At 73.2% G+C, this 18,033-nt stretch carries 19 protein-coding genes; 8 read left to right on the top strand and 11 right to left on the bottom strand.

Annotation, left to right across the window (positions count from 1 at the left end; translation table 11 throughout):
- The first annotated feature begins 73 nt into the window (after positions 1–73).
- On the top strand, positions 74–1,084 hold the full coding sequence (locus tag ACZ4VL_RS08460) for a YdcF family protein (RefSeq protein WP_468197294.1): 1,011 nt from the start codon (positions 74–76) through the stop codon (positions 1,082–1,084).
- A 95-nt stretch (positions 1,085–1,179) separates the two neighbouring features.
- Entirely contained in the window at positions 1,180–1,374 is a 195-nt protein-coding gene (locus ACZ4VL_RS08455) for a hypothetical protein (RefSeq protein ID WP_468197292.1), read from the top strand.
- Positions 1,375–1,579: 205 nt separating this feature from the next.
- Here the strand turns inward: ACZ4VL_RS08455 and ACZ4VL_RS08450 are convergent, their stop codons facing one another.
- The gene (locus ACZ4VL_RS08450) at positions 1,580–3,037 is read right to left on the bottom strand and encodes an APC family permease (protein WP_468197290.1); all 1,458 of its coding nucleotides are present in this window, start codon (positions 3,035–3,037) and stop codon (positions 1,580–1,582) included.
- Between the two features lie 1,000 nt (positions 3,038–4,037).
- Between ACZ4VL_RS08450 and ACZ4VL_RS08445 the strand changes: the two genes are divergently transcribed.
- Positions 4,038–4,499, top strand: coding sequence for a nitroreductase family deazaflavin-dependent oxidoreductase (locus ACZ4VL_RS08445; protein WP_468197288.1), 462 nt, complete (start codon positions 4,038–4,040; stop codon positions 4,497–4,499).
- On the opposite strand, the gene ACZ4VL_RS08440 is transcribed toward ACZ4VL_RS08445, so the two are convergent.
- Complete coding sequence (locus ACZ4VL_RS08440; protein ID WP_468197286.1) at positions 4,496–5,155, bottom strand: hypothetical protein; 660 nt, start codon at positions 5,153–5,155, stop codon at positions 4,496–4,498. The genes ACZ4VL_RS08445 and ACZ4VL_RS08440 overlap by 4 nt on opposite strands.
- Positions 5,156–5,264: 109 nt before the next feature.
- Positions 5,265–5,882: a GNAT family N-acetyltransferase gene (locus tag ACZ4VL_RS08435; RefSeq protein WP_468197284.1), complete on the bottom strand. Its 618-nt coding sequence runs from the start codon at positions 5,880–5,882 to the stop codon at positions 5,265–5,267.
- A gap of 189 nt (positions 5,883–6,071) precedes the next feature.
- On the opposite strand from ACZ4VL_RS08435, the gene ACZ4VL_RS08430 reads away from it, so the two are divergent.
- A complete protein-coding gene (locus ACZ4VL_RS08430; protein WP_468197282.1) occupies positions 6,072–6,836 on the top strand; it encodes a pentapeptide repeat-containing protein in 765 nt (254 codons plus the stop codon).
- Between the two features lie 9 nt (positions 6,837–6,845).
- Here ACZ4VL_RS08430 and ACZ4VL_RS08425 read toward each other — a convergent pair whose 3' ends face one another.
- Positions 6,846–7,232 (bottom strand): protease inhibitor I9 family protein, encoded by a 387-nt coding sequence (locus tag ACZ4VL_RS08425; protein WP_468197280.1) that lies wholly within the window; start codon positions 7,230–7,232, stop codon positions 6,846–6,848.
- A 425-nt stretch (positions 7,233–7,657) separates the two neighbouring features.
- On the opposite strand from ACZ4VL_RS08425, the gene ACZ4VL_RS08420 reads away from it, so the two are divergent.
- Positions 7,658–8,851: a S8 family peptidase gene (locus tag ACZ4VL_RS08420; RefSeq protein WP_468197277.1), complete on the top strand. Its 1,194-nt coding sequence runs from the start codon at positions 7,658–7,660 to the stop codon at positions 8,849–8,851.
- 112 nt (positions 8,852–8,963) lie between these two features.
- On the top strand, positions 8,964–9,785 hold the full coding sequence (locus ACZ4VL_RS08415; RefSeq protein WP_468197276.1) for a hypothetical protein: 822 nt from the start codon (positions 8,964–8,966) through the stop codon (positions 9,783–9,785).
- Between the two features lie 49 nt (positions 9,786–9,834).
- Here the strand turns inward: ACZ4VL_RS08415 and ACZ4VL_RS08410 are convergent, their stop codons facing one another.
- The 5 genes from ACZ4VL_RS08410 to ACZ4VL_RS08390 form a co-directional block, all read right to left on the bottom strand.
- Entirely contained in the window at positions 9,835–10,182 is a 348-nt protein-coding gene (locus ACZ4VL_RS08410) for a hypothetical protein (protein ID WP_468197274.1), read from the bottom strand.
- Between the two features lie 123 nt (positions 10,183–10,305).
- Positions 10,306–10,782 (bottom strand): macro domain-containing protein, encoded by a 477-nt coding sequence (locus ACZ4VL_RS08405; protein WP_468197271.1) that lies wholly within the window; start codon positions 10,780–10,782, stop codon positions 10,306–10,308.
- Between the two features lie 37 nt (positions 10,783–10,819).
- Positions 10,820–13,306: a caspase, EACC1-associated type gene (locus tag ACZ4VL_RS08400; protein WP_468197269.1), complete on the bottom strand. Its 2,487-nt coding sequence runs from the start codon at positions 13,304–13,306 to the stop codon at positions 10,820–10,822.
- Between the two features lie 8 nt (positions 13,307–13,314).
- Complete coding sequence (locus ACZ4VL_RS08395) at positions 13,315–13,755, bottom strand: effector-associated constant component EACC1 (RefSeq protein WP_468197267.1); 441 nt, start codon at positions 13,753–13,755, stop codon at positions 13,315–13,317.
- Between the two features lie 141 nt (positions 13,756–13,896).
- Positions 13,897–14,115 carry a hypothetical protein gene (locus ACZ4VL_RS08390; RefSeq protein ID WP_468197265.1) on the bottom strand — a complete coding sequence of 73 codons (219 nt, stop codon included), beginning with the start codon at positions 14,113–14,115 and terminating at the stop codon, positions 13,897–13,899.
- A 410-nt stretch (positions 14,116–14,525) separates the two neighbouring features.
- On the opposite strand from ACZ4VL_RS08390, the gene ACZ4VL_RS08385 reads away from it, so the two are divergent.
- Positions 14,526–15,737 (top strand): pyridoxal phosphate-dependent aminotransferase, encoded by a 1,212-nt coding sequence (locus ACZ4VL_RS08385; protein ID WP_468197263.1) that lies wholly within the window; start codon positions 14,526–14,528, stop codon positions 15,735–15,737.
- 86 nt (positions 15,738–15,823) lie between these two features.
- On the opposite strand, the gene ACZ4VL_RS08380 is transcribed toward ACZ4VL_RS08385, so the two are convergent.
- On the bottom strand, positions 15,824–16,261 hold the full coding sequence (locus ACZ4VL_RS08380; protein ID WP_468197260.1) for an SCO4983 family protein: 438 nt from the start codon (positions 16,259–16,261) through the stop codon (positions 15,824–15,826).
- Between the two features lie 47 nt (positions 16,262–16,308).
- Positions 16,309–16,821, bottom strand: a complete 513-nt coding sequence (locus ACZ4VL_RS08375; protein WP_468197258.1) for a hypothetical protein — start codon at positions 16,819–16,821, stop codon at positions 16,309–16,311.
- A gap of 137 nt (positions 16,822–16,958) precedes the next feature.
- Between ACZ4VL_RS08375 and ACZ4VL_RS08370 the strand changes: the two genes are divergently transcribed.
- Complete coding sequence (locus ACZ4VL_RS08370; protein WP_468197255.1) at positions 16,959–18,032, top strand: hypothetical protein; 1,074 nt, start codon at positions 16,959–16,961, stop codon at positions 18,030–18,032.
- The last annotated feature ends 1 nt before the right edge of the window (position 18,033 follow it).

Below are 18,033 nucleotides of genomic sequence, written 5' to 3'. Positions count from 1 at the left end.
GCGGGCACGACGGCCGGCGCGGGTCCTCCTGCGGGCTGATCTGCGCGGGCCGGACCGCCCATAGGCTGGCCGCATGATCGCTTTCGCGCCGGCCGCCGTCCTGCTGCTGCTGTTCCTGATGAGCGTGTGGACCGACCGGCGGCGCTTCCGGAACGCCGTCCTGCTGGGGCTGACCCTCATATGGGCCGCGATCGGGGTGCTGTTCCTGATCCCGTCGCTGCCGCCGGTACTCGCGATCACCGCGCTGGCCCTGGTCCTGCTGGTGCCGGCGCTGGGCACCCTCGCGCTCGGCGTGTTCCTCATCAGCAACGGCATCACCATGCTCCGCAAGGAGGGCCGCCGCCCCGCCAACCTGCTGTCGCTCTCCGCCGGGCTGGGCATCTTCGGGCTGATCGCGCTGATCGGCTACACCGGCGACCGGGGCTCCGCGGCGATGGACGCGGCCGTGGGCGGGCTGGTGCTGCTCGTCGGCTACGTCTCCTTCCTCTTCGCGTGCTTCCTCGCGTACGCCTTCCTGTACGGGCGGGCGCCGGTGCGCAGCGAGGTGGACTACGTGGTCGTGCTGGGCTCCGGCCTGATCGGCGGCGAGCGGGTGCCGCCCCTGCTGGCCTCCCGCCTGGAGAAGGGCCGGCGGATCCAGGCCGCGCAGGCGGCGCGCGGCGGGAAGGTGCCGCTGCTGCTGCCGTCGGGCGGACAGGGCCCGGACGAGAAGCTGCCGGAGGCGCGGGCGATGGCCGACTGGCTGATCGCGCAGGGCGTGGCGGCGGAGCTGATCCGGCTGGAGGACCGCTCCCGGACGACGGACGAGAACCTGGCCTTCAGCCGGGCGGTGATGGAGGAGGAGGCCGGGCCGGACTACCGGTGCGTGGTCGTCACCAACAACTTCCACGCCTTCCGCGCCGCGATGACCGCCCGCAAGGCCGGGGTGAACGGGCAGGTCGTGGGCTCGCCGACGGCCCGCTACTTCTGGCCGAGCGCCACCATCCGCGAGTTCGTCGCGGTGTTCTGGGAGCACCGGCTGGTCAACCTGGTGGTCTGCGGTGCGGTCGTCGCGGCCACGGGCGTCGCGGCGCTCGTCGCGTAGCCGCCGGTGCAGTGGCCGCAGCCGCCGACGTGCGTTCATGACTCCGCGGCCGGAGGATGGGGGCAACCGAGCAGGGCACTGCAATGGAGGCACCGATGGGAACTGAATCGGACCAGCAGCCCGAGGCCACGTCCCGGCCGGTCAGGCTGAACACCGGCGGGGAGGGCGCCTACGACCCCGAGGACCTCGTCATGGCGACGGGCGCCGACCCGACTCCGGAGCGGGTCGAAAAGGCCCGGAAGCTGATCGAGAAGGAGGGCAGGGCGGTCATCGAGCGCTTCCTCCCGTAACGGGGGACGTACGAAGGCTGCGGCCGGGCCCCGACCGGCCCCCACCGGCCCGGGGCCACCCCTCCCCCTCCCCGCCGCAACACCCGCAACGGGCGGGGCGCAGCGCGCAGGACGGGGTGGCGGCGGCGCAGGCCGCAGGGTGATGACAAGAGGTGGCGGGACCAGGGGCGGGGAACCGCGCGACCAGCCACAGCCGGCCGACCGATCAGAGCGGGAGCCGGCCCGGTTCGGATTCCAGCGCCGAGCGGTTGCACTTCCACATGATCAGGAAGAACACCCCACCCGCGAGCAGCAGGCCGACCACGATCACGATCGACACCAGCGCCTCCCGCGGGGAAACCAGCACGAACAGCGCGACCACCGTCCACACCAGCGCACAGACCGCGACCGGCATCTCGAACCGCCCCAGGTCGAACGCTCCTTCCTGCCGGCTCAGCCGTCCCCGCACGGACAGGTACAGGACGATCGTGGCGGCGTACGTGAGCGCCGGGAGGATCGTCCCCGCGGTGATCAGCTCCAGCAGGGCCATACCCGGCAGCGCCACCATCAGCGCCACCCCCAGTACGAAGATCAGGATCGTGGCCGGGATCGGGGTGCAGGTGCGCGCGCCGACCCGCCGCATCAGCCGGCTCGCGGGGAAGCGTCCGTCGCGCGCCATCGCGAAGACCAGCCGCGCGCAGGCGACCATCGCCACCACCCCGGCGCCGAAGAACGCGATGGTGATCGCCACCAGCAGCACCTTCTCCATCGCCGGCCCCAGCTGCACCCGCAGGATCGCCGCGACCGGCGACCCGCTCTGCGTGACCTTCGGGATGTCGTCGATGGCGACGGTGAGGGCGATCAGGAACAGCATGCCGAGCACCCCGGCCGCGACGACCGACGCCACGATCGCCCGCGGGACGGTGCGGTAGGGGTCCTTGGCCTCCTCGGCCAGGTTGGCTGCGGAGTCGAAGCCGACGAGGGTGGAGAGGCCCATGATCATCGCGATCATCAGCCCGCCGCCGATCGCGAAGTACCCGGGCACGTCCTCGGTGACGCCGCGCGACACGAGGTTGCCGGCCTCGCCGTCGCCCGTGATCACCACGGCGAGGACGAGCGCGACCGCCACCACCACGACCAGCACGACCTCGAGCCCGACGGCCAGCGTGTTGATGAAGCTGACGAGGCGGGTGGAGGCGATCGCGATCACGGTCTGCGCCAACAGGACCACCAGGGTGATCACCCGCGCCGTGCCCTCGTCCGGCCGCATGCCGAACAGCGGCATGAACGCCTGGCTGGCCAGCGCGTTGGCGATGGCCACCACGGCGACGCCCAGGTAGCAGAAGGACAGCCAGCCGAACCCCCAACCGATCTTCGGGTTGGCCAGCCGCGAGGCCCACTGGTACGAGGACCCGCTGAGCGGGATCCGGGCCGCGAACTGCGCGACCACCAGCGCCACCATCGTCTGCCCGATCGCCGCGATGATCCAGAGCCAGATGCCGACGGGCCCGGCGTTCTGCAGGACGTCGTCGTACGTGGCGAAGATCCCGACCGCGACGGAGATGAACGCGAACGAGATCGCGAACACCTGGAACGAGCCCAGCGTCCGCTTCAGCTCCTGCTGGTAGCCACCGAGCTCGACGGCGTCCCCGCCGCCCTGCCCGCTGATCGGATTCTCCGCCACCTCGGCCACCACACCTTCCGTCGACGCCGTCGACCAACCCGACGGACCATCCTCACGGCCTTCGTCCGGCATGTCCCGATACGACACGGGTTACCCGAGTGGCCGACCCCGGTCGGCAGCGCAGCCGGGGCCGCCCCCGCGCAGGACGGGGCGGCGGGCCGACGGCAGCCCGAGCCGCCGCCCACCCTGCGGGGTGCCGGCCGAGCAGCTGCCGCCCGCCCGCGGGTCCCGGCAGGCGGCCGGCTGACCAGCCGGCGCGGCGGCCGAGCGGGTGGCCTCCGGGCCGGCATCACGGGCACGGGGTCGCACGCCACCTCCGTCCGGGCCAGGCCCGCCAGCCCCGGGGCCGCCCCGGCCCGGAGCCGCCCCCGGCTTGAGCGGCGTGTCCCCCCGCACGCCCCGACCAGCGCGAAGTCCGGCCGCCCGCCCGGCGGCGACGGCGCGGGCAGCCAACGGGTGGCGCGCTCGGACCAGGAGGCGTACGCCGTCACGCGCACCCGGGCCCTCGGCGTGCGCCCGGCCCACGAGCCCGCCGAGCAGGAGCGGCCCGCACCTCACGCCGAGCCGTGGCCCCCCGGCGCCCTCGCCGTCGAAGCGGACGGCCTCCTCCGGGAGCGCCCGGCCCCTGGCGCCCGCAGACGCGGGCAGCAGCACCCCGACCCGGTCGAGCAGGAGCTCCCCGAGCGGGGCCGGGCACGCCGTCCCGGCCGCGTACGAACGGCTCCCCGCCCCGCACCGTTCGATCTGCCGGGAGCCGGAGACCGGGCGCCGGCCGGGCCCGCCCGAGCACGGCAGCAGCATGGGGGCGGCGGCGCGGGGCAGGCGGTCGGCGGACCGGACTCGGCGAAGGCAGACTCGGCGACGGTCCTGGGACACCTCGCCCCGGTCCATGCCACGGGCCCGGTCCGGACCACCGGCGTTGCGCCATGGGTGTGACGGACCGTATCCGGCCGAGCTGAAGGATCGTTAAGGCTGCCGGGGGTCGTTACTCGGAGGCAGCATGCAGACGATCACCGTCGACTGGGACAACCCCACCGACCCCTCGCCGGAACTCGCCCGGGACCACGTACGCGACTACGTGCGCACCGGCGGCATCGACGGCCACCTCTGGCACGGGGTGCCCACCCTCCTGCTCACGACCCTGAACCGCGCCACGGGCCGCACCTCCCGCACCCCGCTGATCTACGTGGAGGACGGGCCCCGCCTGGTCGTCGCCGCGGCCGGCTGGGGCGCCCCGCGGCACCCGGCCTGGTACCGGAACCTGGTCGCGCACCCGGAGGCACGCGTCCAGGTGGGTCCGGTGGTCCGCACGGCCGTGGCCCACCGGGCGACGGCCGCCGAGCGCGAGGTGTACTGGCCGGCCCTGGCGGCCCTGTGGCCCGCCTTCGACGACTACCAGGAGCACACCCTCCGCCTGATCCCCCTGGTGATCCTGGACCCCGTACCCCACGCCCACCACTAGCCACGCCCACCACGAGCCGCACCGGCCGCACCGGCCGCCCGGGCCCGGTCGCGGGTCCACGCCACCACGCCCACCAGGACGGCCACCGCCACCGCGTACACGGGCAGCCACAGGGTCGTGGTGGCGGCCAGGCAGTCGGCCACGGCCCGGCGGCTCTGGTCCGCCCGCGCGAAGGCCAGGGCCGCGGCGTCGCCGCCGGCCAGGCCGCCCAGCGCGGCCTCCGCCTGCAGGGCCGCGTACCGGCCCGCCAGCGCGCAGCTGCTGCGGGTCTCCGGCATCGGGAACAGCCAGGCCCGTCGCTGGAGCACGGGGGCGAGCGCGATCGCCACGCACAGACCGACGACCAGGGCGTACGCGACGAGGCTGCGCATGTAGCCCGAGCGGAGGTCCGGCGTCCACGGCGGCCGCCGCTGGAAGGCGAGCATGATCGCGAGGAGCGTCGCCCCGATGAAGGTGGCGAACCACTGCCACGAGCCCTGGGCGAGGGCGAAGGTGAGCACCGCCGCGAGCCCGATGCCGATGACCCCGGGTGCGGGGACGTCGTCACCCGCCGGGGACGGGGCCGGCGTCGGGGCCGGCGTCGGGCCGGCGGTCGGGGCCGGGCCCGGGGCTCCGCGGGTGCCCGGGCCGGTTCCTCGACGGCTGGGATCGCTCACTCGCGCGCCTCTCCGGGAGGGGAGGCCCCAGCATCCGCCGCGGAGCGCCGCGGCCCCCGGCGCCATGCCGGTACGGGCCGGGCGCCCCGCCCGGATGGACCCCGCCCGCCTACCGGCCGGCCGCGGGACGGGCCTCGCGCCACATGGCCCACAGCGCGGGGCCGCCGCCCGGGAGTTCCATCTCGGCGACCACGGTGAAGCCGAAGTGCTCGTAGACCGGGATGTTCTCCGGCTTGGAGGACTCCAGCGCGACGGGCATGCCCTCCGCGTCGGCCTTGGCCAGGCCCGAGCGGAGCAGGGCGGCGCCGTGGCCCTGGCCCTGGGCGGCCGGGTCGGCGCCGACGACGGCCAGGTACCAGTGGGGGTCCTTCGACGGGGCCGCGGCGGCCGCCCGGACGGCGTCGCGGAAGAGGGGGGCCCGGTCTCCGAGGATGGCCTGGAGCTCCTCGACGGTGGCGGCGTCGGGCACGGCCTTGTCGAGCGCGTGCGGCGGCACCCAGAAGGCGGCGGCCGCGTCGGTGCGCTCGCAGAGGCCGTGGCGGCCGTACTGCCGGGTGAAGAGGGTGGCGAAGTAGCGGCGCATGCCGTCCTCGCGGGAGGCCTCGTCGGGGAAGAACCAGCGCATCATCGGGTCGTCACCGAAGGCACGGGCCAGGGTGGTGCTGACGGTTGACGCATCGTCGGGCTCAGCCGCCCGCGGGGTGTTCGCATTCGACATACCGGTCATTCTGCACGCGATGATCTTGAGCCCCTCCACGGGGGTCGCCCACCCCACCGGAGCCAACACCTCCGCTTCGACTCGCCCTCGCCGTCTTGCCGATGGCCCCGGTGGGGCGTATAGAGGAAGAAAGGACCGTGTTTTCGCCGGTTCATCTCTTCTTCAGTTCATCCTGCTTACGTGCTGGGGAGGTTCCCCATGCCCGATGCAGGCCCATGGCAGTGGGCCCTGACCTCCGTGTTGCTCGTCCTCGGCTGTTTCCTGGCCTTCCGCGCCTGGCGGATGGCCTCCAGAGAGCCGGAGTCGGAGCCCAGGATCGAGGTGCTGGCCGGAATCGGGGGCGGGCTGGTGTGCGGGATCGCCGTGGGGCTTTCGGCCCTCTTCCTGGGTGAGTCGATCCGCGTGTCCCAGGAGAACGCAGCCTGGCGCGCGAGCGTGGAGAGCGCGGACAGCATCCCCGGGTTGACGGTCGCCGGCCACGACATCAAGGGCATCAACTTCAGCGGGAAATCGCTCCACAACGCGGACTTCACCGGGGCCGACCTGAGGGACGCCAGGTTCCAGGACGCCGATCTGACGGGGGCGAGCTTCGCGGGCGCCGATCTGCGGCGGGCGAACCTCATCGGAGCCAACCTGCAGGACGCGAGCCTCGCCGATGCGGACCTGGGCCAGGCCTCGCTGCACAGCGCGAACCTCAGCCACGCGATCGTCACCGGCCCGAAGACCTCCTTCTCGGGAGCGAAGGTGAACGCGCGCACGTGCTGGCCGAAGGGGCTGACGCACGAGCAGCTCGACAAGCTGCTCAACGGGGTGGCAGTGGAGGGATACGTCGACGACAGGAGCGGGCGGACCCTCACGGTGCGGGAGGACCTGGCCGAGGACCACGTGTTCGGCGGGCAGCAGGCACCGGCGTGCGTCCTTTGGAAGCACGGCGAGCGCAACTACCCGGAATGGCAGTCCTGATGACGCCCCTCAGCCCGAGAACACCCCGAGCCCCGTTGTGGGGCCGTCCGCCGAGGCGGTGCCGTCCTCCTCGATGGATTCCACGTCCGGCATCGAGGCGAGGGACGCCAGCTGGTCCGGGGTGAGGCGGGCGGCGAAGCCGTTCAGGGCGTCGCGGTAGACGTGGAGCGGGCGGACGCCGTCGACCCGGCCCGCGACGTCGGCCGGGTCGAGGGAGCGGTCGACGGTGACGATGTACGTCGGCCAGTCGGCGGGGGCGACGGGCACCGCGCGGACTTCGCGCGTCCCGGGGCCGACGGGGGTGCCGACGGCGTGGCTGACGGCGGGCAGGGCGGCTACGGCGGCCAGGGCGGCGGCGAACGCCGCCGGGAGGGCACGCCCGAGGCTGGTGCGCATGGTGCGAGGCGATCACGCCCGGCCTGCGCCGGTCAACGACTCCCCGCGGCGCGGCGGCGGCCTCCGGGAGCACGCCCCGGAGTGCGCCCCGGGCCGGGCACCGGCCGTACGGGTGGATTCGCAGCTCGCCCCGGAACACCGGGGGCAGGGGCCTGACGGCGACACGGCCCGCCGCAGCCCTGGTGAATCGTTCCCCCGGCCCGCGTGCCCCCGCTCCCCCACCCCCGCCCGCGGCCCTCGGCCGAACGGAGCGGGCCGTTCAAGTCGGGCCCGCGCGACCACCGATGCAGGGAAGGGCCCCGCAGCCCCCGCCCCCGCCACCTCCGGCGGGCCCGGCGGGTCCGGCAGCGCGCCCCTCGCCCACGACGCCCCTCCGACGCCCGTCCGCCCGCCTCCCGTCCGCCGCGCCCCCTGGAGCCCTGCCCATGCGCCTGCTCGCGCCCTTGACGACCGCCGCTGCCGCCCTGCTCGCCCTGGCCCCCGCCCCGCTCGGCGGTGCGGCCGCCGCCGACACCCCCGAGCCCACCCCGGTCCCGCTGCACACCTCCGCGAACGCGATCCCCGGCCAGTACATCGTCACCCTCGACAAGGCCGCCGACCCGACCGCGGTCGCCGCGGTGGCGGGCGTGAAGCCGTCGTTCACGTACTCCAGGACGATGCGCGGGTTCGCCGCGCCCCTCACCGCCTCCCAGCTCAAGGCGATCCGGGTGCTGCCGGGCGTGACCTCGGTGGAGGAGGACGCGGCCCTGACGGCCCCGCCCGTCCCGGCGGTCGCCGCGCCCGCGCCCCGGGCCGTGGCCGGCTCCTGGGGACTGGACCGCATCGACCAGAAGCAGCTGCCGCTGGACGGCCAGTTCACCGTGCAGGGCAACGGCGCCGGCGTGACGGCGTACATCCTCGACACCGGCATCGACTTCGCGCACAGCGAGTTCGGCGGCCGCGCCAAGGCGGGCTTCGACGCCGTCGGCGACGGCCGGGGCGGCCTGGACTGCCACGGCCACGGCACGCACGTCGCGGGCACGGTCGGCGGCCGGACGTACGGGGTGGCCACCAAGGTGAACCTGGTCAGCGTCCGCGTCCTCGGCTGCGACGGCAGGGGCTCCTACTCCGGGATCATCGCGGCCCTCGACTGGGTCGCGGCGAACGCCAAGCAGCCCGCCGTCCTGAACGGCTCCCTGGGCGGCAGCCGCTCCACCGCCGTCAACGCCGCCGCCGACGCGCTCTTCGACGCAGGTGTCCTCCCCGTCTTCGCGGCCGGCAACGAGGCCCAGGACGCCTGCAACGTCTCCCCCGCCTCGGCGTCCCGCGCGGTGACGGTGGCGGCCACCGACCGGGGCGACCAGGAGACGGACTTCTCCAACTTCGGCCAGTGCGTCGCCCTCTACGCCCCCGGCCAGGACATCGTCTCCGCGCGCCTGTCCGGCGGCAGCGTGTCCATGGACGGCACCTCGATGGCCGCCCCGCACGTCACGGGCGTCGCCGCCCTCTACAAGGCGGCGCACCCCGACGAGACCCCGGACCAGGTGGCCGCCTTCCTGGAGCAGCAGTCGACGAAGGACATCCTGAACCGCCTCAGCTACAACACCCCGAACCGGCTCCTCAACACCGCCGACTACTGAGCGTCGCCGCAGGTGGCCCCCCCTGTGCCCCACCCCAGCACCCTGGGCGGGGTACACAGGGGGCCAGCACCCCCGAATGGCCGCCCGCACATCGAACGCGCACGCTGGAGGGATGGGAACCGAGACACCCGGCACGGCCACCGGCGCGCTGTCCGGGCTCCTGGAGAACCCCGTCATCGGGATGTCCCCGTGGATCATCTTCTCGCTCCTGGCGGGACCGGGGCGGTTCGAGTTGGCGGTCGCGATCTCCCTGGCGGCTGCCGTCGCCCTCGTCGTCCTGGGCCGCGTGGTCAACCGGGGCAGCTCCTGGAAGCTGCTGGAACTGGCCGACGTCGTCTTCTTCGGTGCGCTGACCGCCATCGGCGCCCTGGCGAGCGAGGGCACGCGCACCTGGCTGGAGACGTACGCGGGCGAGGTCGCGACCTTCACCCTCGCCGCGATCGCCTTCGGCTCGATGGCCGTGGGCATGCCGTTCACCCTGCAGTACGCCCGTGAACAGACCGACCCGTCCATCTGGCACAGCCGCACCTTCATCCGGACCAACTACATGATCACCGGGGCGTGGGGGCTCGCCTTCCTGGTGTCCGGCCTGGCCGGTCTCTTCGGTGACCTGGTCCTGCGCAGCCCGGACAACATGTGGACCCAGTGGATCATCCCGATCCTGGCGATCGTCGCCGCCCTCCGGTTCACCGCCTGGTACCCGGACGTCGTACGGGCCCGCGCCGCCCGCGAGGCGAGTGGACTCAGCCGCGAGCCGCCGAACGTGGCCTCGCTGATGCTGCCGGTGGCCGGCCTGCTGGTGCCGATCGGCATCGCCGTCCTCGTCTTCGACGGCGACCTGTGGTGGCTGGGCGTCGCCCTGATCGTCATCGGCGGCGTCCTGACGAAGACCCTCCACGCCCGAAGCGAAGCCCCCGCCACACCGTCACGATGAGTCGACGAGGACGGACGACACCGTCCCCGCCGAGCCCCGACGAACCCGATCAGCCGAAGAGAACGGACCGCAGCTTCAGCCGCTCCGACCCGTACCCGGTGTACGGACGCAGGGTGAACCGGTCGCCCTGGCAGTCGGGTTCGGTGAACACGGTCGCCGTGGAGTCGGTCCGGTTGCGCGGCGAGTGGGCGGGACTGCTGGAGCCCGGGTCGGCGACTTCCGGCAGGGTGAAGCACTCGCGGCTGACCGGGTTCTCCAGGACGCCGACCTGCGGGCGCCCGTCGAGCCCGGAGTAGACGTACGTGAACTGGCCCGTGGCGGCGACGGCGGACGTGGGGATCGTCAGGACAAGGGTCAGCGCACCGAACGCGGCGGCGGCAGCACTGCGAAGACGCATGGATGGGGTTCCCCTCACAAGGAGCAACAACGTGCAGGAACCACCTTTCCCGCACCCCGCACCGCAGGTCACTGCCGCCCGGCGCCGAATCGATCCGCCCTCCCCCGAACGGCCCACCAGGCGTCAACCCCGGTCGTACACCGTCACCGCGACACCCCTCTCAGTCAGCGCCTCCGTGACCATCGGCTCGACGCGGGACCACTTGCCGCCCGCCAGCCCGCAGCCGATCCGCGGCATGTGGACGGAGGCACCCAGCTCGACGGCGTGCCCGGCGAGGGCCGCCAGGCAGCGCTCCAGGGCGTCGTAGCGGATCGGAACGCCCGCGCTGCCGGTGCGTATGCCGCGCTGGCCGACCATGTTGGCGACCCAGGTGTCGTCCTTGACCCGGACGAGCCGGACCGCACCCAGCCCGAAGTCGTTCCCGGCCCGGCCGCGGTGCCAGGCCCGGTAGTCCGCCTCGGGCTCCGACCACCGCTTCGACAGGGCCAGGACGAATCCCTTGCCCCAGCCGCCGATGTCGTTGCAGACGTGCGCGATGATCTTCGGCCCCTTGGCCTGCGGACTCGTCGCGTCCCCGGCAATGATCCTCAGCGCTGTCATCACCCCACCGTAAACGGGACCGCCGACAACGCCACGCCTATCTGAACCGGTCCCCCGCGAACCGCTTCAGGGCCGCGTCCACCCGCTGCCGCGGCAGCGGCAGGAACTGGCCCTTCGCGTCCAGCAGGTGGATGTTCATCTCCCCGCCGGACCGCGCCACGTAGAACCGCCACACGCGCCGGTACCGCGAGGCCGCTCCCTCCCCCAGCCAGACGACCAGCTGGTGCCGGACGGGGTCGCGCATCTTCGTGTTCCTGCGGGTCACCAGGTGGACGTCCTCCCACGGAACGTCCAGGCTACGGCCACGCACCCGCAGGGTGAGGGCCTGCCGGTCCAGGACCAGGGAGAACCGGTCCCGGACGAGGAACGGCACCGGGAAAGCGGCGAGGAAGCCCGAATAGAGCAGGAGCAGGAACCGAAGACCACCCTGCGTCGGCGGAAGGCTACGGGAGAGAACGAGCGCCACGGCCACGGACGCCACCCCGACGGCCAGCGTGCGCCAGCCCGGCACACTGCCCTCGAACCGCGCCCCGTCCTCGTCGTCGCGGGCGATGCCGTGCTCGGGTCGCACATGGCGATCCCACACGTGCGGGGCGAAGCGCTCCAGTGCCGCCTCCACCTCGGCCCGCCGGGCCCCGAGGGAGAACAAGTCGCACACGATCACCCCGCCCAGACGCGGGACCCGCCACGGCGGGCCCCACCGTGCGGCCCGCTCGTCCGTGCCCGCGTCGAGCGGGCGCACGAACAGGGCCCCGTTGGACGCGTTGCCGCGCCGCCACGACACGACGCCCACCTGGGCGACGGCGCTCCACGGCCAGCGGGCCGTACGGCCCCGATGCACGTAGGTCACGCCCTCCGCGTCCAGCGTGAGGGCCCCCGGGAAGCAGAGGCAGAACGCCGGCGGAACCACCGGAACGCACAGGAGCAGGGTCCACACCACCAGGAGCACCCCGTCGAGCACGCCCGAACGATGGGACGGCCCGGTCAGGGCCAGCACCGCCGGTGTCGCGGCGACACCGGCGAGCAGGAGCGCCGACACGGCGAGCCGGGCCCGTCGCGTGGTGCGGTGGAACCCCTGGACGGGAGCGCGGCGCGATGGCCGCCGGGCCGCGTACGGCGGTGGGCGCTCGGTGTCCCGGGCCGGCTTCCACACCGGTCCGCCGAACCGCTCCAGCACCTTGCCGATCTGCTCCGGCGTGCAGTCGAGCCGGGAGACATCGGCGGCGATCACCCCGCCGAGCCGCCGTGAGACCCAGGCACGCCCGAGGAACAGGTAGCTGCGCCTCGGGGTGTCGGGCAGCAGGTCCAGTACGAGGTAGAACGTGCCACGGGTGCGGGAGAACGGGCGCGGGCACCAGGCCAGCCGGGCTTCGGAGATCCGGTGCCACGCGTACCGGTAGCGGCGGCGGGGTTGACCGGGTTTCCCGCGGACGAGTACGACTTCGTCGGCGGAGGCCTCCAACCCGTACGGCTCCGTGAAGCGCCGGGAGCCCAGCCAACCGACCAGCGCGGCAGAGGCCACGGAGGACAGGAAGACGGCGTCGGGAACCCTCGCGTACACCTCGTCCATCGACTGCCCGTTCCGGTCCGCCCGCGACAGCTCCGCCGCGAAGGTGGTGACGTCTCCGTAGGCGACGAGGCTCCAGAAGACGAGGAGCGCGCCCAACAGGCCGTACAGCAGCAGCATCATCCGCCCACCGTGCTGTCGGCGGACGTACCGCACGGCCGGCTGCTCGGCGTCCGGGTCGGGATCCGGGTCCTGCTCGGGCGTGACCGCCCGCTCCGGCTTCGCCAGGACGGGCCGGTAGGCCGGGTTGTGGGCCACGCCGAGGCTGCCCGCGGTGTTGAGGTCGCTCTTCTGCGGCTCGGGCAGGCCCCGCCCGACGAGCCGGCCGCGGGCCTGCTCGTACAGGGTGTTGAGGTCGATCAGGGCCGGACCACCCGCCACCCCCTGTTCCAGGACGCGGAGCAGCTCCCCCGTGAAGACGGTGTTCCGTTCGCCCGGCTCGGCCCTGGCCGTGGCGTGGGCGGCGGCCAGCAGGCAGATGCCCTCGACCTTGGCGTGGGCGGCGAGGTCCGCGCCGCCGCTCATGGCGTTGGCGGCGAGCCCGCTGTAGCAGCAGTCGAGGACCACCACCCGCCGCAGGGACGGGGCCTTCAGGACGGCCGGGCGCAGGTGCCGGTACTCGATCCCGGTGTACGCGTACCCGGTCCGGGCGCTCGGAAGCCCGAGGTACAGCTCATCGGTGTCGGGATCGACCAGGCCGTGGCCGGCGAAGTACACGAGCAGCGTGTCGGTGGCCTGCGCCGCGGCCGCGCGGATGGCGTCGAGCACCTCCTCCTGGCTGGACGGCTCGGCCATCACGGTGCAGTGGGCCTCGGGCAGGTTCCAGGACGTGCGGCTCGTCAGCAGCGTCCGCAGGTCGGCGAGGTTGCGCTCGACGTGCGGCAGCTCCGGCAGGCTGCGGTACCGGCCGACGCCGACGAGCACGGCGCGGGAGGCGCCCGGATCGGGCAGCGGCATGGCCCGCCCTACGCCCCCTGCCCATCCAGCACGCCGCAGGCGCCCGTCCCGCCTGCTCCGGCCTCCCCGTCGGACGGCCCGGCAGGACGGTCCGGCACGTCGTCCGTCGGGGCGGGCCGGGCGTCCAGCACGGCGACGGCCCGGCGCATCTGCTCTTCGTCGGCACCGGCGAGAACGATCTCCAGGTCGCCGCGCCGGACCGTGACCGCCGGCGGGTCGGGGCGCGTCGCCCGCCAGGCCGCGATGGCCACCCCGAGCGAAGCAGCGGACCAGCCGCTGCCGACGATCAGGGTCACCACGTCCAGGACGTCGCCCATGTCCCCGGGCCGGGGCTCCCGCCCGGCCCATCCGACGTGAGCGGTCCGGCGCACGTCAGGATCGCGGGAGAGCCACTTGTAGAGGGATCGCAACTGGGATCGGTCGCCGTGGACCTGCAGATCGACGCGCATGGAGCCCCTTCACCCGCCCAGCAGTCGTGCACCGGATGCCCAGATCCCTCATCCTGGCACCGCGGACCGGGCCGGGTCCGGGGAACGGCCACATCGACGGGCACCACCGGCACCAGAGGCACCGCCCGTCCGAATCCCCGGTCAGAGGTACTCGCGGGCGAACTCCACCGCCCACTCCACGGCCGCTATCGGGACGCTGCCGGAAGCCGGGTCGATGGCGAGGCGGGCGTCCTCCCAGCCGCGGTCGTGCTCCCGGTAGATCGCGAAGTGCCCGTCGTGGCCGCTCCCGCCACCGTGCGGGTGGACCTGGAACTCGATCGCCCGATCGTCGCCGTCCGTGCCCACCGTCGTGATCGTCATGTCGCCGACTGCGAAATCCACCGCTCCGCCCCTCCGCCTCTCCGCTTTCCGCTTTCCGCCCCTCCGCCCCCGAGACCAGCCTCTGCCACCACGCCCCCGCCCCGCATGAGCGCCCGTACTCAGGTCACGTACTCAGGCAGCGCAGACAACCGCACGCAGCGCAGGCAGCCCGGCCAACGCCCCCGACTCAGCCCACCCGGCGCCACGTGACGAGCACAACATCACACCCGTCCCCCTTCCCCGCCCGCACCCCCTTCCGCCGATTCCGCAGGCCGATCCGCCCCCCGTCCGCCGTTTCCAAGGAGGGACCGCACCGGCACCCACCCATCCACGAAATCCGGACATTTCTGCCACGGCTTCGTGACATCAATTCCGCCGCCACCCGCCCCCCGGGCCCTTAAGCTCCTGTTATGCAGGTGATCCAGTCAACGAAGCTCGCCAATGTCTGCTACGAGATCCGCGGCCCCGTCCTCGAAGAGGCGATGCGGCTCGAAGCAGCAGGTCATCGCATCCTCAAGCTCAACACCGGCAACCCCGCGGCCTTCGGCTTCGAGTGCCCGCCGGAGATCCTTGAGGACATGCTCCGCAACCTGGGCAGCGCCCACGGCTACGGGGACGCGAAGGGGCTGCTCTCCGCGCGCCGCGCGGTGATGCAGCACTACCAGACCAAGGGCATCGAGCTGGACGTCGAGGACATCTACCTCGGCAACGGCGTCTCCGAGCTGATCCAGATGGCCATGCAGGCGCTGCTCGACGACGGCGACGAGGTGCTCGTCCCGGCCCCGGACTACCCGCTGTGGACCGCCTCCGTGTCGCTGGCCGGCGGCACCGCGGTGCACTACCGCTGCGACGAGCAGTCCGACTGGATGCCGGACCTGGCCGACATCGAGCGCAAGGTCACCGACCGCACCCGTGCGATCGTCATCATCAACCCGAACAACCCGACCGGCGCCGTCTACGACGACGAGATGCTGCGGGGCCTCACCGACATCGCGCGCCGCCACAACCTGATCGTCTGCTCGGACGAGATCTACGACCGGATCCTCTACGACGGCGCCACGCACACCAACACCGCCGCGATCGCCCCCGACCTGCTGACCCTCACCTTCAACGGGCTCTCCAAGAACTACCGCGTCGCCGGCTACCGCGCCGGCTGGATGGCGGTGTGCGGCCCGAAGGAGCACGCCTCGTCGTACATCGAGGGCCTGACCATCCTGGCCAACATGCGACTGTGCGCGAACATGCCCTCGCAGCACGCCGTGGCGACGGCCCTGGGCGGGCGGCAGTCCATCGAGGACCTGGTGCTGCCCGGCGGGCGGCTGCTGGAGCAGCGGGACACCGCGTACGACCTGCTCACCCAGATCCCGGGCATCACCTGTGTGAAGCCGAAGGGTGCGCTGTACCTGTTCCCGAAGCTCGACCCGGCCGTCTACAAGATCAAGGACGACCGGCAGATGGTCCTGGACCTGCTGCGGGCCGAGAAGATCATGGTGGTGCACGGTACGGGCTTCAACTGGACCGAGCCGGACCACTTCCGCATCGTGACCCTGCCGAACGCGACGGACCTCGCCGACGCCGTGACCCGGATCGGAAACTTCCTGGACGGTTACGGCCAGCCGTAACCAAGGCACGACGGCCGGCGGCGGCACGACAGCCGAAAACCCGTGGCACCCGGCCCGGAGCCTGCGCGGCCCCGGACCGGGGCCGGTCAGGGGCGCCCGGCCAGGTCCCGGGAGGCCGCGTCCGGGTCGAGGGCGGCGGCGTGCGCGTCCATCCGCTCGGCGGCGAGGATCGCGACGGTGGTGTCGGCGCGGGACGCGGCCACGACGAGCGCCCGGCCGGCGATGTCGTGGGCGCGCTGGTGCAGGGCGGCGGGGTCCGCCTCCTGCGCCCGGGGCGCGCGGACGGGCTCGCTGCCGCGCAGGCGCGTGACCTGGGCGGCGATACGGGCGCCCGCGCTGTCGAGGCCCAGCTGATCGGTGACGGCGAGCAGGGCGGAGAGGTGGCCGGCGAGCTGGTGGTCCAGCGCTTCGGCACGGGTGCTGTGCGGATAGCTACCACGGTCGTCGTGACTGCCGGCATGACTGCCGGCGTGGTGGCCGCCCACACGGTGGACGGCCGGCTTGGTCCGGATCGGCTCGTACATGAGGTGGCCTCCTGCGGGTCAGGAGACCATCCTACATTGGATTCATTCTAAAATTGAGTTCGATCCTGAAGAGGTGCGAACTCTGTCAACTGCGTGAACTCCGCCCCCGCCACCCCGCACCACGGCACCGCCGCCGCCGGCCACACCGGGCCGACCGCCTCCCCGCGCTCCACCGCACCCGGGGCCACCCCGGGCACCTTCACCAGCGCCTGGGCCGCGCGCCCGCCCGGCACCGGCTCGGCCTGCTCGCGGAACTCGACCGTGATGACGTACGCGCCGACGCCCTCCGGCCGGCCCGCCGCCTCCACGGACGCCACCACGCGCCGGCTCACCGCGTCGACCCGGCACCCCGTGACCCGTACGTCCGACACGGCCGCCCGCGGCGGCGCGCCGCCCGCGCCGTCGCCGGCCCACACGTACAGGCCCAGCGGGGCGAACACCAGCAGGGCGGCCAGCGCCGACAGGCCGACGACCCAACCCTGCCACTGCAACGTGCTCCTGCTCCTGCTCTCGCTCTCGCTCGCGCTCTCGCCATTGCTCCCGCTCGCGCTCACGGCCATGCCACGATCCTGGCGGCCCGCCGCCCCCACTGCCAGCACCCACGGATTCATACGGCATTTCGAAGTGGGACCGCCCGGTAACCCGGCGTTCACCCAACGCGTCGCGGAATGTGGGTTTCCGTGAGCAGGCTGCACCCGTGAGACGCATTCTGGCAATCGTGCTGGGTGTCCTCCTCCTCGGCGGCGTTGCACTCGTCGTCGTCCTCGACGGAGGCTCCCAACCCACGGCAACGAAGACCGTGGAAGGCGTCATCGGGTCGGAGAAGGCCGAGTTCTTCCGCGACCCCGACGTCGTCAAGGCCCTGAAGAACAAGGGCTACACCGTCAGGACCGAGACGTCCGGATCCTGGGCCATGGACCGGCTCCAGCTGAGCAAGTACGACTTCGCGTTCCCCTCCAGCAGCGAGCCCGCCCCGGAGATCGAGACGGCGGCCGGCATCAAGGGGGCCCAGACCGCGCGGCCGTTCTTCTCGCCGCTCGTCGTCATCGCCCGATCCAACGCGGCCAAGGTACTGGCCGACAACGGCCTGGCGAGGATGACCGGCAGGAACTCCGGCACGCTCCTGATGGGGCCGTACCTGAAGGCCGCCGGGGAGGACCGGACCTGGCAGCAGCTGCCCGGCTCGGCCGCCCACCCCGAACTGACCGGCACCGTGTTCATCAAGACCACCGACCCGGCGACCTCCAACTCCGGCGCGCTGTTCCTCGCCGCCACCTCCAACGCCGCCAACGACAACAAGGTCGTCGCCGACGACGCGGGCATCGAGCGGACGGCCCCGCTGCTGCGGAAGCTGATCTCCGTCCAGGGCGCCCTGGAGCCGAGCACCGACGACCCCTTCCGCTCCTTCATCAGCGGCAGCGGCGAACCGCTCATCCTCGCCTACGAGGCCCAGGTCGCCGCCCTGGTCCAGCAGAAGCAGGCCCCCGCCGACATGGTCGTCCTCTACCCGGACACCACCGTCAACTCCCCGCACACCTTCATCCCGATCAACGACAAGGCCCGCGAGCTCGGCACCCTCCTGGCCACCGACCCCGAGTTGCGCAAGCTGGCCGTCCGGCACGGCTTCCGGCCGCAGGACGGCGTGCCCGAGTTCACCGCCGCGACCGCCGCGCACGGGGCGTACCTCAACCCGGAGCTGACCGGCATCCGCCAGGTCGGCGCACCCACCGTCAAGATCCTCATGGCGCTGGCCGAGCGCGCCAAGGGCTAGG

It is taken from the genome of Streptomyces sp. NPDC029014, assembly GCF_055564695.1.
The sequence above is the reverse complement of the archived record's forward strand: the minus strand, read 5'-3'. Positions and strand labels throughout refer to the sequence as shown.